Origin of the sequence: Leucobacter edaphi, assembly GCF_016522535.1 — a bacterium.
In the GTDB taxonomy this organism is placed as follows: Bacteria; Actinomycetota; Actinomycetes; order Actinomycetales; family Microbacteriaceae; genus Leucobacter; species Leucobacter edaphi.
The window spans coordinates 194,815-207,629 of sequence record NZ_JAEHOI010000009.1; the positions used below are offsets into that span (position 1 = coordinate 194,815).

The following is a 12,815-nucleotide window of genomic DNA, read 5'->3' on the forward strand; positions in this document are numbered from 1 at the left end:
AGCCATGTCACGAGGCTCACCCCACCCCAGGCGAAGCGATGCGGCGATCCGGCAGCGGGCCCGTCCGCGGTCGGCGGCCGCGCGTGCCCTTCGCGAGGTCGGTGCCGACCTCGCCGCGATCCTCTGGCCGGGAGCGTGCGTCGGGTGCGGCTTCCCCGACCGGGAGCTCTGCGTGAGCTGCAGGGCCGAGCTGCGCCTCGCGGGGGAGCGGCCGCTCGCGCTTCCCGGTGCTGAGCCGCCCTGCTACGCGGCCGGATCGTATTCCGGGGCGCTCCGCGGCGCGCTGCTCGCGCTGAAATACGGGGGCCGTACCCGACTCGCCGGCGAGCTCGGTGCCTCCCTCGGTCCGTCCCTCCTCGCCGCAGCTCAGCACTGCCGCGGACCTCACGCGCCGGTCATCGTCACGGTGCCCTCGCGCGCGGCGCACGCCAGACAGCGAGGATGCCATCCCGTGCGCCTGCTGCTGCGCTCCGCCCTGCGCGCGGTGCGTCTCCCGGCGCTCAGGGTCGACGCGCTCAGGGTGACCCGTGGGCGCGTCCCGCAGCGGGGGCTCTCCAGGGCCGAGCGCGAGAAGAACGCCGCGCTCATCGCGGTCCGGCACGGCCGCGGCGGCGTGCTTCGGGGGAGGAGCGTGATCATCGTCGACGATGTGCGCACCACGGGGGCCACCTCGAACGCCGCGGCGCGTGCGGTCGAGGCCGCAGGAGCGCACGTCGCCGCGATCGCAGTGCTGTGCGCAGTCCCGGAACAGCGTCCCAGATGAGGTGGGGAAAGCGAGGCGCGTTTCGAGTGGAAACCCAATCGCGGGGTGGAGTAAAGTTCGAGAAAGGCGTGACGGCGCGCCAATCAGGCGCACCCGCCCGAGTCCTCTGGAGGTCACCATGGAAGTGAACATCCGCGGCAAGAACGTCGGAATCACGGACCGATTCGAGAACTATGTCGAATCGAAGTCCGAGAAGATTGCGGGTCTGCTCCCCAGAGCTCAGGCGTTCGAGGTGCGGGTTTCCCGCAAGAGTGATCGCAGTCCCAAGTCCGGGGACCTCGTCGAGATCACTCTGATCGGACCGGGGCCCGTGATCCGAGCGGAATCCGAGGGAGGGGACAAGTACTCGGCCTTCGACATGGCGTACGCTCGCGTGCTCGAGCGGATCCGGCGCATGAAGGATCGTCGCAAGGATCGCCGCGGCCGCGGCCGGACGTCGCTCGGCGACGCCGCCTCCAACGACTTCGACATGGTCGATGTCACCCCCGCACCGCTCGAGGTGCTCGAGAAGGTCGCAGCGGGGGAGGCCCCGGAGGAGCTCGCCGAGGGCGATGCCCAGTACACCCCGGTGGTCATCCGATCGAAGGAGTTCCCGGAGGAACGGCTCTCGGTCGAGGACGCCGTCGATCTCATGGAGCTCGTCGGCCACGATTTCTTCCTCTTCGTGGAGCACGAATCCGGAAGGCCCAGCGTCGTCTACCGCCGCAAGGGCTGGAACTACGGCGTGATCACCCTCTCGGAGGCGTAGCGCGCGAGATGTGACCGGTTCTGCCGGTCGAACGAAGCAGCGGGGCGGGTCAGCGATGGCCCGCCCCGCTGTCATTCGCGCTCAGACTCGCGAGCCTCTTCCCGACAAGCGGCCGAACCGGATCTCGAAGCCCCAGCGGATCACGTTCCGCAGCGCCTCCAGCACGATCCCCGGCGACATCTTGGAACTGCCACCTGCGCGCTCGACGAAGGTGATCGGCACCTCCGCGATCGGGAGACCCGCGCGCTCGAGGAGCCACGCCGTCTCAACCTGGAAGCCGTAGCCCTGGGAATCGAGCCGGTCGAGATCCAGCTCGCGCAGGGCGTCGGCCGAGAGCGCGCGGTAGCCGCTCGTGAGATCGCGGAGTCGTGAGCGCAGCGCGACGCGCGCGACGCCGGTCCCGGTCCGGGAAATCAGCCGCCGGTACCAGGGCCAGTTCACGATCTCGCCACCGGGGATCCAGCGGGTCCCCACCGCGAGGTCCGAACCTGAGGCGACCGCCGAGATGAGATCGGGCAGCTGCTCGGGGAGGTGGGATCCATCGGAGTCCATTTCGACCGCCGTGGAGTAGCCGTGGGCCAGCGCGTGCTGGAAGCCGTGCCGATACGCCGTGCCGAGCCCGAGCTTGCCCGCGCGATGGTGCACCGTGATCTGGGAATCTTCTGAGGCCGCTCGATCCGCGATCGCGCCGGTGCCGTCTGGGCTGCCGTCGTCGATGACCAGGATGTCGGCGTGCGGGGCCGCCCGCCGGACGCCCCGGAGCACGGTTTCGAGTGTTTCCGCCTCGTTATAGGTGGGCATGATGACGAGCACTTCGCCATTTCGCTCGTGCACTCGCTCGCCTCCGGGTTGTTTCAGGAATCCGCGTCGCTCTTGGGCTTCTCCCCAGCAGGATCATGTCCCGGCCTTGCTAAGCTGAGGAGTTGTCACAATTTGGCAACGCCGGCAACCCGGCTCAATAGCCCGGTCACCGTGCAGAACCCTACAGGAGAGACAACGTGGCGACAGTTCTCGAGAAGCTCCTTCGCGTCGGCGAAGGGCGCACCCTGAAGAAGCTTGAGCGACAGGCGAAGCTCGTCGGCGAGCTCGAAGACTCGTTTTCCGAGCTCAGCGATGAGGAGCTGCGGGCGGAGACGGACGAGTTCCGCGCGCGGCTCGCGAAGGGCGAGTCCCTCGACGACCTCATGCCCGAGGCGTTTGCCGCGGTCCGCGAAGCGGCGAAGCGAACGATCGGCCTGCGCCCGTTCGACGTCCAGGTCATGGGCGGCGCCAACCTGCACCTCGGCAATATCTCCGAGATGAAGACCGGTGAGGGCAAGACCCTCGTCGCCACGCTGCCCGCGTACCTCAACGCGCTCGCGGGCAAGGGCGTGCACATCGTCACGGTCAACGACTTCCTCGCGAGCTACCAGTCGGAGCTGATGGGCCGCGTGTTCCGCGCCCTCGGCATGACCACCGGCTGCATCGTCTCCGGTCAGGATCCGACCGAGCGGCGCGAGCAGTACAACGCCGACATCACGTACGGCACGAACAACGAGTTCGGCTTCGACTATCTCCGCGACAACATGGCGTCCGAGGCCTCGGAGCGCGTGCAGCGCGGCCACTTCTTCGCGATCATCGACGAGGTCGACTCGATCCTCATCGACGAGGCGCGCACCCCGCTCATCATCTCGGGTCCGTCCTCGGGCGAGGCGAACCGCTGGTTCGCCGAGTTCGCCCGCGTGGCGCGCAAGCTCGAGCCGGGCGTCGACTACGAGGTCGACGAGAAGAAGCGCACCATCGGCGTCCTGGAGCCGGGTATCGAGAAGGTCGAGGACCACCTCGGCATCACGAATCTCTACGAGTCGGTCAACACCCCGCTGATCTCGTTCCTGAACAACTCGATCAAGGCGAACGCCCTGTTCACGCGGGACAAGGACTACGTCGTGCTGAACGGCGAGGTGCTCATCGTCGACGAGCACACCGGTCGTATCCTCGCCGGCCGCCGATACAACGAGGGCATGCACCAGGCCATCGAGGCGAAAGAAGGCGTGCAGGTCAAGGCCGAGAACCAGATGCTCGCCACCGTCACGCTGCAGAACTACTTCCGCCTCTACGAGAAGCTCTCCGGCATGACGGGCACGGCCGAGACCGAGGCCGGCGAGTTCATGTCGACCTACAAGCTCGGTGTGGTCCCCATCCCCACGAACAAGCCGATGCAGCGCAAGGATCAGCCCGACCTCGTCTACAAGAACGAGGAATCGAAGTTCGCCGAGGTCGTCCGCGACATCGCGGCGCGCCACGAGAAGGGCCAGCCGGTCCTCGTCGGCACCACGAGCGTCGAGAAGAGCGAGTACCTCTCGCGCCTCCTCGCGAAGGCGGGCGTCCGCCACGAGGTGCTGAACGCGAAGAACCACGCTCGCGAGGCCGCGATCATCGCTCAGGCTGGCCGCCTCGGTGCCGTCACCGTCGCCACGAACATGGCCGGCCGCGGTACCGACATCATGCTCGGCGGCAACGCTGAGTTCCTCGCGGTGCAGGAGATGGCAGCGCGCGGCCTGTCGACCACGGAGACGCCTGACGAGTACGAGGCCGAGTGGGATGACGTGTTCGCAGCGGTCAAGGAGACCGTCGGCGCCGAAGCCGAGAAGGTCGTCGCAGCCGGGGGACTCTACGTGCTCGGCACGGAGCGGCACGAGTCGCGCCGCATCGACAACCAGCTCCGCGGCCGCTCCGGCCGTCAGGGCGACCCCGGCGAGAGCCGCTTCTACCTGTCGCTCGCCGACGATCTGATGCGCCTCTTCAACTCGGGGGCCGCCGCCGCGCTCATGAACCGCGACAGCTTCCCCGACGATCTCGCGATCGAGTCGAAGGTGGTGAGCCGCGCCATCCAGAGCGCGCAGAGCCAGGTCGAGCAGCGCAACGCGGAGATCCGGAAGAACGTCCTCAAGTACGATGACGTTCTCGATCGCCAGCGCAAGGCCATCTACGGCGACCGTCAGCAGATTCTTGACGGCGAGGAGATCGAGCCGCGGATCGACGCGTTCCGCGAGCAGACGATCGACGCGATCCTCGACTCGCACGGTTCCGATGGCGAGTGGGATTTCGACGCGCTCTGGAGCGACCTCCGCCAGGTCTACCCGATCGACATCACGGTTGACGAGCTGCTCGCCGAGGCCGGCTCCAAGCGCGTGGACAAGGCGTTCCTGCGCCGCGAGATCATGTCCGACGCCAAGGTCGCCTATGAGAAGCGCGAATCCGCGCTCGGTTCCGAGGCGATGCGCGAGCTCGAGCGCCGCGTCGTTCTTGCAACGATCGACCGCCGCTGGCGCGATCACCTCTACGAGATGGAGTACCTCAAGGAGGGCATCGGCCTGCGCGCCATGGCCCAGCGCGATCCGCTCATCGAGTACCAGCGCGAGGGCTTCAGCATGTTCGAGGGCATGATGGGCCAGATCAAGGAGGAGTCCATGGGCCTCCTCTACAACCTCGAGGTGAAGGTTCGTCCGGCCGAGGGCCCGCAGGACCACGTGCACCTCGAGGGCGGCGGCCTGGAGGATCAGGACGCGCCGGACACCACGAAGCTCAGCTACAGCGCCCCCGACGAGGACGGCGCCCCCGCGCTCAGCGGCGCGCCCGCACAGGCTCAGCAGGGCGCCTCGGCGCGGACCGCGAAGGCGGCGCGTGCGCAGGAGCGCCGCGACGCCCAGCAGGCTCCGGCCGAGCCGCAGCAGCGTGGAGCGTTCGGCCAGGCGGTCCCCGCGGACGATGCCCCGGCGAACCGCGCCGAGCGTCGCGCCAACAAGAAGAAGTAGTGCACCACCCCCACGAATCACCGGGTGCCGCGAAGCGGCCCTGAACACGGAGAGCATTCATGGCAAACGAGACCGGCAGTCGACCCTCGAAGAACGAACGACGCAACCAGGCCCGCGAACAGGCCCGCATCGCCCGTGAACAGGAGAAGAAGCGGGAGAAGCGGAACCGCCTCTTCATCCAGGGCGGGATCGTCCTCGGTGTGCTCGCGATCCTCGCGATCATCGGTCTCGTGCTCACGCAGACCATGAAACCTGCCGGTCCCGGCCCGAAGAACATGGCGTCCGGCGGAGTCGTGTTCACCAAGGATCTCAAGGTCGTGGAGGGCCCGGCGCTCAAGGCGGATGGTCAGCGGAAGGCGGTCTCGACGGACCGCGAGAAGCTTCCCCTGGACGTCACGGTCTACGTCGACTACATGTGCCCCGCCTGCGGCGCCTTCGAGCAGCAGTACGGCACCATGCTGGAGAACTACGTGGGATCCGGTGACGTGAATCTCCAGGTGTACCCGCTGAACTTCCTCGACTCCTCCTCGCTCGGGACGAAGTACTCGACGCGAGCGGGCAACATGTTCGCCTGCGTGGTCGAGGAGCAGCCGGACGTTGCGTTCAAGCTGCATAACCTCCTGCTCAGCAAGGAGGAGCAGCCGCAGGAGAACACGCCTGGTCTCACGGACGATCAGCTCCTCGACGTTGCGAAGAAGGCGGGAGCCGACGTCAACACCGAGCTGAAGCAGTGCGTGAAGGATGTCCGCTTCGGCAGCTTTATCGCCGCGAACTACAAGTCGGTGAGCGAGGTCGGGATCAAGGGTCTCGCAAAGGACGCTCAGGTCGTCGGCGACCCCACGACGGGCGAGCTGCAGAAGGCGGGCGAGCCGCAGCGTCTCCGCAGCACCCCCACCGTCATCGTGAACGGTCAGCAGTGGGTGTCCAACCGCGACGGCGACCTCGAGGCCTACCTCCTCAAGGTCAAGGGCGAGATCGAGCAGAAGGCCGGTGCCGAGCAGGGCGCCGGAGATACGAAGAAGTCCCAGTAGACTTCTCGGGGCGGCCTCGGCCGTCCCGCTTCGCCGCCTTAGCTCATCTGGTAGAGCAGCGCCCTTGTAAAGCGCAGGTGGTCGGTTCGAGTCCGACAGGCGGCTCTGGCAACACGCGGAGGCCCGCGCGAGTGATCGTGCGGGCCTCCGGCGTTGGGGCCGTGCGGTGAGACGGAAGGGCGAACGAATGGCGCGACGCGGAATCCCGGTCTGGGCTGCGCTCCTCGGGTCCGGCCTGGCCGGCGTTCTCGTGGGCGTGCAGTCTCGCATCAACGGAGGTCTGAGCCAACAGCTCGGCAACGGGTTCGTCGCGGCCGCGCTCTCCTTCTCGATCGGGCTGGTGATCATGATCGCGGTGACGCTCTGCTCCCGGCGAGCACGCACCGGCCTCCGTTCGGTGCGTGCCGACATTCGCGCTGGCAGGCTGCCGGTGTGGACGCTGCTCGGGGGTGCGGGCGGTGCCTTCTTCGTCCTCTGCCAGGGGCTCGTCGCTCCGCTCACCGGTCTCGCGCTCTTCACCGTCGGAATCGTGGCCGGGCAGGTGCTCGGTGGGCTCGTGCTCGATCGCGTGGGCCTGGGGCCTGGCGGCAGGATCGATCCGACGCTCACGCGTGTCGCGGGAACCGCGCTCGCGATCGTTGCCGTGGTGCTCGCCGCCGGGCTCGGCTCCGGTGCCGGCCGGGCCACCGCGCTCGTGGTGTTCCCGGTGCTCGTCGGAGTCGCTGTTGCGGGGCAATCGATGGTGAACGGTCTCGTCCGCGCCTCAGCGCAGAGCGCGATCACCTCGACGCTCATCAACTTCATCGTCGGGGCCGCGCTATTGCTCGTGATCGCGGCCGGTTCGGTGGCGATCGAGGGATGGCCGACCACGTGGCCGACCTCGCCCGTGTACTACCTGGGCGGACTCGTCGGCACGGTCTTCATCGCCGTTGCCGCGATGCTCGTGCGCGCCGCGGGGGTGCTGCTGTTGAGCATGTCGAACGTTGCGGGTCAGCTCATCGCGGCCGTCGCGTTCGAAGCGGGGCTCCCGCTCGCGGGCGGTCTCTCGCAAGGCATGATCATCGGCGCCTTGATTGCCTTGCTCGCGGTGGTTATCGCCGCGCTTCCGGGCCGCTCACGAGCGTCGTGAGGTGCCGCTCCACCTGGAGCGGCTTCCGGGGTTTCGGCGTCTTGTTGCGCGGCGGGATTCCTCCGACGTAGAGCCAGCCGAGCAGGTACTCGGGCTTCTTGATACCGAGCGCTTTGCGGACGGCTTTCTTGCGCGTGAGCTCGCCCGTGCGCCAGATCACGCCCCAACCGGCTTCGTGGAGCAGCAGGGCCAGCGTGTGGGCGGCCCCGCTCGCAACCGCCTCCTGCTCCCAGAGGGGCACCTTGTCGCTCGGGCGCGGGCTGACCACGATCGCGATGACGAGCGGTGCGCGCCTCGCCTTGGAAACGTACTTCTCGGGATCGGTCTTCGCGGCGGCGGCCAGGCCGTGGCCGAGACGGTCGCGCGCCGCGCCGCGGAGCGCGATGAAGCGCCAGGGGCGGAGTCCCGAGTGATCCGGAAGGGAGACCAGCGAGGCGATCATGCGCTCGAGCTCGGCTTGTCCGGGTGCCTCGTCGGTGACCTTGGAATAGGAGCGACGCGCCTCGACAGCGGCCTGGACCGGGGGTTTCTGGCTCATGACGCCTCAGGGGCTGCGCCGGGGTCGAAGCTCAGGGCGAGCGAATTCATGCAGTAGCGATCTCCGGTCGGGGTGCCGAAACCATCGGGGAACACGTGCCCGAGGTGGGAGCCGCAGCGTGCGCAGCGGACCTCGGTGCGCACCATCCCGAGGCTGCGGTCCTCGATGAGTTCCACCGCCTCGGGCCGGACGCTCTCGTAGAAACTCGGCCAGCCGCAGCCGGAATCGAACTTGGTGCCGGCGACGAAGAGCTCGTTTCCGCACGCGCGGCAGCGGTACAGGCCGTCTCGCTCCTCGTCGAGGAGCTCGCCGGTGCCGGCCCGCTCGGTGGCGGCCTGTCTGAGGATTGCGTACTCCTCCGGCGAGAGGCGCTGCCGCCACTCATCCTCGCTGCGCTGGATCGGGTATTCGCCGCTGTGGTGCTCGGTGCTCATGGTTCGCTCCCGGGGGTTGACTGCCGTGGCCAGTGTATCCCCGTGGCACCCCGGTGCGACAGGATCGATCCGCGCTGGCGCCACGACAAATGAGGCGAAAGGAGTATGAGCCACGGCGAGTGGCACAAACGCCCTGGCCGATTCATCAGATGTGAATTAGGTTGAGCCTCGGTTGCCTTCGCGAGCCGAGCAGTAACAGAATGCCCGGCGGTGCGGAGTCCGCCGCGAACTCGTTGCTCCTGTGCGGCCCTTGGGCTGCAGTGGTGGTGCGGACGCTCTCCCTCCAAGAAGCACGCCCGCACCCGGCCGGATCCGCGAGCCGTACGCGCGTGAGCGCATTCGAAAACAGCGAGGCTTTCCGGCCACGCTGATTCTATCTGCAGAGGAATAGAGTCATATGGCACATCCATACGAAGCGGCACCGGGAGTGCCGCGGATCCGGCGGCGATTGAGCCGCGCAATAAGCCTCGCAACCGCGAGTGTCGTGATGTTGGGTGGGGTGATCAGCCTGCCGGCCACCGCACAGGCGGTCGAGCAGACCGTATCGGGCGTCGACATGAGCTGGGGTATCAGAGCCTCGCTGCAGCGGTACGTCAGCAACCTCGTCTCGCGGGGCGCCTCGATCGAGACGCTGGGCGGTGTCGAACAGGAAGTCATCGCCGGTCCCTATCAGTGGCCCGCGGGCTCGGGCAATTTCGACCCCAACACCATGACGGGCGATATCGGCTTCGGCGCAGCGAACGGTGTGCATTTCAAGGCGCACCCGAAGAAGGACGCCCAGGACACGACCAACTACGCGATGGACCTCAAGTTCACGAACCTCCACCTGGTACTCTCCGGGAAGACCACGGCCACCCTCAAGATGGACGTGGCAGGCCGTCAGCTGAGCGAAGATGACGAAGCAATCGGTGAAGCCATCAATAAGGCGGGGGTGGAAATCGCGAAGGTCGAACTTCCCGCTCCGGTCCTTTCGGACGGAAAGCAGCAGTTCACCCAGGCGAAGACGACGCTCACCGAAGCCGGCCAGAAGGTGTTCGAGGGGCACTACAAGGCCGGCGAAAGCATGGACCCGGTCAGCTTCACGCTTCCGGTGCCCGCCAAGATCGTCGACACGAAGACGACACTCGAGGTCAGCCCCGCCTCGCCGGTACTGACCGGCGAGGAAGTCGTCCTCACCGCGAAGGTCGAGCCAGCGAGCGCGACGGGGGCCGTGCAGTTCACCGATGGAGACCGCCAGCTGGGCAAGCCCGTCGAGGTCGCAGGAGGCGAGGCCGTGCTCCGCACGAAGTCCCTTGACGCCGGCGGACACGTGTTCGGCGCGAACTACGTGCCCACCGGTGCGTACGGCGCGAGCGTTTCCCAGAAGGCCAAGAGCTTCGGCGTGGTCAGCCCCGACGTTCCCGCGCCCTGCCAGCCCTTCACGCCGACGCGCGAGTACTCCGGCGTCACGGCGAAGTGGGCGTGGAGCGACTACTCGAACTCCCCGGCGCACGTGGGGTCCGGCTACCAGTGGGCGAAGGTCGCCGAGGGGAACATCGCGGTCGATGACAAGGACTTCGTCCTGTCCGGCGGCACGGCAACGGTGGCGGACAACTGCACCTCCATCGCCTTCACCGGCAAGATGCGCGTGGAAGCCTACCGATCCGCGCAGGCAGAGCACGGCTACTGGGTCGAGATCGAGAACCCTGTGCTCGCGGTCGATCGACAGGGAACGGGGAGCTGGTCCGGCAAGGTGAGCGTCGGTTCCGGAACGCTCACGCCGACGGCATCGAAGTCTGTCGTCGTCGCAAAGGTGATCGGTGGCAAGGCTCCCGACTTCGGGGCGGCCAAGATCAACGATTCGGTCGCCTTCGACTACGCGAAGGGAGCCGCGGCGGGCAGCTGGAGCGAGGGCCGCAGCGGAGCCTGGGCCAATCCGTTCGTGCACCTGGTGCCGAAGGATATCCGCTCGTTCTACTACGACTCTGGCGCGCAGGGTGACGCGAGCAAGCCGGCGTCCCCGCTCCAGGTTGCATGGGAGTGGGACGCGGCGAAGGCCGCGGCTCGAGTCGAGGTCGCGGGTAAGCCTGCTACCCAGGCGGAGCAGGGTAAGGAAGTGACGTTCGTTGCCGGCCCGTTCGGAAAGCACGAGAAGGTCGCGGTTTCTGTGCACTCTGAGCCGACCTCCGTCGGCGAGGTTATCGCGGATGCCGAAGGCGTCGCTCGCGTCACGTGGAAGGTGCCCAGCGACTTCGCAGTGGGCGACCACAAGGTTGTCTTCACCGCGGGTGCGAAGTCGCTCGAAGCGCCCTTCGTCGTAGACAAGGCTGCGGCACCCGCCGTGCCTGAGAAGCCCGAGGTGAAGCCCGAGCCCGCACCTGCGCCTGCGCCTGCGCCTGAGGTGAAGCCTGAGCCCGCTCCGGCACCTGCTCCGGCTCCTGCTCCCGCCCCGGCTCCGGCGCCTGCCCCGGCTCCGGCGCCCGCTCCGGCTCCGGCGCCCGCCCCGGCACCTGCTCCGGCTCCGGCGCCTGCCCCGGCTCCGGCTCCTGCTCCGGCTCCGGCGCCTGCCCCGGCTCCGGCTCCGGCACCGGCACCGGCTCCGAAGCCTGAGGTGAAGCCTGAGGTGAAGCCCGAGGTGAAGCCTGAGGTGAAGCCCGAGGTGAAGCCCGAGGTGAAGCCTGAGGTGAAGCCCGAGGTGAAGCCTGAGGTGAAGCCTGCTCCGGCCCCCGCGTCGAAGCCCGAGGCAAAGCCCGAGGCAAAGCCCGAGGCGAAGCCGGATCCGAAGTCCGAGGCCGTCACCGTGGCGCCCAAGGCTGACGCGAAGCCCGGCGTGCCCGCTGCAGAAGCGAAGAAGGGGCTCGTGAAGACCGGCGGCGAAGAGCTCACGTCAGCGCTTCTCGCGGCCGGAATCCTGCTCGCGCTCGGTGGAGGCGCGCTCGTCATCCGCCGCCGCAGCAGGACCGAGCGAGAGGCGTAAGTCCCGCTGAGCGCTGAGAGCGTCACGGGTTCTGGGGCAAATGGACCAGGATCCGTGACGCTCTTGCGTTGCGACGAAACGACCCGTTCGGTGTCACTCGCCACGGAACTGCCGGAGTATTCCATTTGGGGCACATAGCAATGCCTCACTGCGATCCACGTGCGCTGAGTGCGCGTTCAGCGCCAGTTGCCTCCGGAGCTCCCACGGGCAGAAACGGCGCGCACTCAGCAGAACAGTGAGGCCTTCCGAACGCCTGCAGAGGCGAAAGAAACACCGTGACTTGCATCATCAGATGAAAAACATCAGACTTATGAACGGACGGAGAACCGTCACCCTCTCAGCGTTGATCGGCCATTTCACTCGGCTCAATTGAGTGCTGCACAGCGCCGAAGCGCGCAGGCTCAAAGGATGAATCACCATGGCTGAAGCCCGGACACTCCGAGGCGCATTATCCGTACTGATCACCGCGACGCTCGTGCTCGGCGGCATGGCCTCGGGCATCCCTGCGGCGTCGGCAGAGGAGCTTCCTCAGGGCCCGGCAGTGGTGGCCAGCGGGGACGAAGCGGCACCGACGGGGGATCAGGCGGGCAGTGCTTCAGCGGGCGTGGGCAGCACCGAGACCAAGTCCCAGCCAGGCGCTCCGAACGAGGGCGCTCTGCCGCCGGCCCCCGCAACCAAGCCGGCGGGCGAGGCGTCGCCTCCGAGTGCACCCCAGAAGCCCGCGGCGGAGCAGCCGAGCGAGCCGAAGGCCCCGGCGATCGCAACATCGGCCCCCGCATCGCTCGAGAACATTCGCAACTCGGGTGGAAATCTGAACTGGGGCTTCAAAGCGAGCTGGCGCACCTACCTGTCCGACTGGGCATCGGGCACGCAGACCCCGTTCGGCGGCGCGACCCTGAACGCAGACGGCACCACGCGTTTCCCCGAGTCCACGGCCTCGACGTTCGATCCGGTGGCCGGGACCGGCACGATCGCCTACACGGGCGGAGTGCTCTGGACGAGCACGGCCCACGGCTTCTCGATCGCGCTCCAGAACCCGCGCGTTGACGTTCACGGCGACGGCTCCGCGACGGTGTCCGCGGAGAGCAGCACCGCGGACACCGCGGGTGCGAGCTCGGTCGCGCGCATTATCGTTGCTACGATTCCCGCGGTCGGGACCCCGGCTACGGCGGACGGGAAGATCACCTGGACCGGAGCAAACGGCACGTTCGCTCCTTCCCTTGCTCCCAGCGGGATCTCGCGGTATTCGGGCCAGGCCACGGACCCGTTCACTTTCTCCACCCCTGCGGCACCTGCCCAGGTGTGGGCGCCGAAGCTTGCGGTGTCGACGGTTGATGGGAAGGCGTTGGCGTCGGGTGCGACGGTGTATGAGGGCGATGAGATCGTTGTGCGGGGGTCCGGGTTTGATCCTGAGGCGCATCC

Annotated in this window: 10 protein-coding genes and 1 tRNA gene; 8 read left to right on the plus strand and 3 right to left on the minus strand. The window is 67.7% G+C overall.

Translation table 11 applies throughout. The annotated features are described in order from the left end of the window. Positions 1-4 precede the first annotated feature (4 nt). Together JD292_RS10010 and hpf are read left to right on the plus strand one after the other, a co-directional pair. Complete coding sequence (locus tag JD292_RS10010; RefSeq protein ID WP_200132598.1) at positions 5-763, plus strand: ComF family protein; 759 nt, start codon at positions 5-7, stop codon at positions 761-763. A 118-nt stretch (positions 764-881) separates the two neighbouring features. Next, on the plus strand, positions 882-1,511 hold the full coding sequence (gene hpf / locus JD292_RS10015) for a ribosome hibernation-promoting factor, HPF/YfiA family (protein WP_200132599.1): 630 nt from the start codon (positions 882-884) through the stop codon (positions 1,509-1,511). A gap of 81 nt (positions 1,512-1,592) precedes the next feature. Here hpf and JD292_RS10020 read toward each other — a convergent pair whose 3' ends face one another. Beyond that, complete coding sequence (locus JD292_RS10020) at positions 1,593-2,345, minus strand: polyprenol monophosphomannose synthase (RefSeq protein ID WP_369411228.1); 753 nt, start codon at positions 2,343-2,345, stop codon at positions 1,593-1,595. Between the two features lie 164 nt (positions 2,346-2,509). On the opposite strand from JD292_RS10020, the gene secA reads away from it, so the two are divergent. The 4 genes from secA to JD292_RS10040 all read left to right on the plus strand — a co-directional run bounded on the left by secA (position 2,510) and on the right by JD292_RS10040 (position 7,465). Then, entirely contained in the window at positions 2,510-5,305 is a 2,796-nt protein-coding gene (secA, locus tag JD292_RS10025; protein ID WP_200132600.1) for a preprotein translocase subunit SecA, read from the plus strand. A gap of 59 nt (positions 5,306-5,364) precedes the next feature. After that, positions 5,365-6,336, plus strand: a complete 972-nt coding sequence (locus tag JD292_RS10030; protein ID WP_200132601.1) for a DsbA family protein — start codon at positions 5,365-5,367, stop codon at positions 6,334-6,336. 32 nt (positions 6,337-6,368) lie between these two features. Continuing rightward, positions 6,369-6,441, plus strand: a tRNA-Thr gene (locus tag JD292_RS10035). An 82-nt stretch (positions 6,442-6,523) separates the two neighbouring features. After that, the gene (locus JD292_RS10040; protein WP_200132602.1) at positions 6,524-7,465 is read left to right on the plus strand and encodes a DMT family transporter; all 942 of its coding nucleotides are present in this window, start codon (positions 6,524-6,526) and stop codon (positions 7,463-7,465) included. Here JD292_RS10040 and JD292_RS10045 read toward each other — a convergent pair. Further along, positions 7,428-8,003, minus strand: coding sequence for a nitroreductase family protein (locus tag JD292_RS10045; RefSeq protein WP_200132603.1), 576 nt, complete (start codon positions 8,001-8,003; stop codon positions 7,428-7,430). The two genes, JD292_RS10040 and JD292_RS10045, sit on opposite strands and share 38 nt — an antisense overlap. Further along, positions 8,000-8,437, minus strand: a complete 438-nt coding sequence (msrB, locus tag JD292_RS10050; RefSeq protein WP_200132604.1) for a peptide-methionine (R)-S-oxide reductase MsrB — start codon at positions 8,435-8,437, stop codon at positions 8,000-8,002. Before msrB ends, JD292_RS10045 begins: the two co-directional genes overlap by 4 nt. A gap of 397 nt (positions 8,438-8,834) precedes the next feature. On the opposite strand from msrB, the gene JD292_RS10055 reads away from it, so the two are divergent. Further along, positions 8,835-11,393, plus strand: coding sequence for an HtaA domain-containing protein (locus JD292_RS10055; protein WP_200132605.1), 2,559 nt, complete (start codon positions 8,835-8,837; stop codon positions 11,391-11,393). A 418-nt stretch (positions 11,394-11,811) separates the two neighbouring features. Further along, positions 11,812-12,815: HtaA domain-containing protein (locus tag JD292_RS10060; protein ID WP_200132606.1), on the plus strand; the 1,004-nt coding region annotated here is incomplete at its 3' end.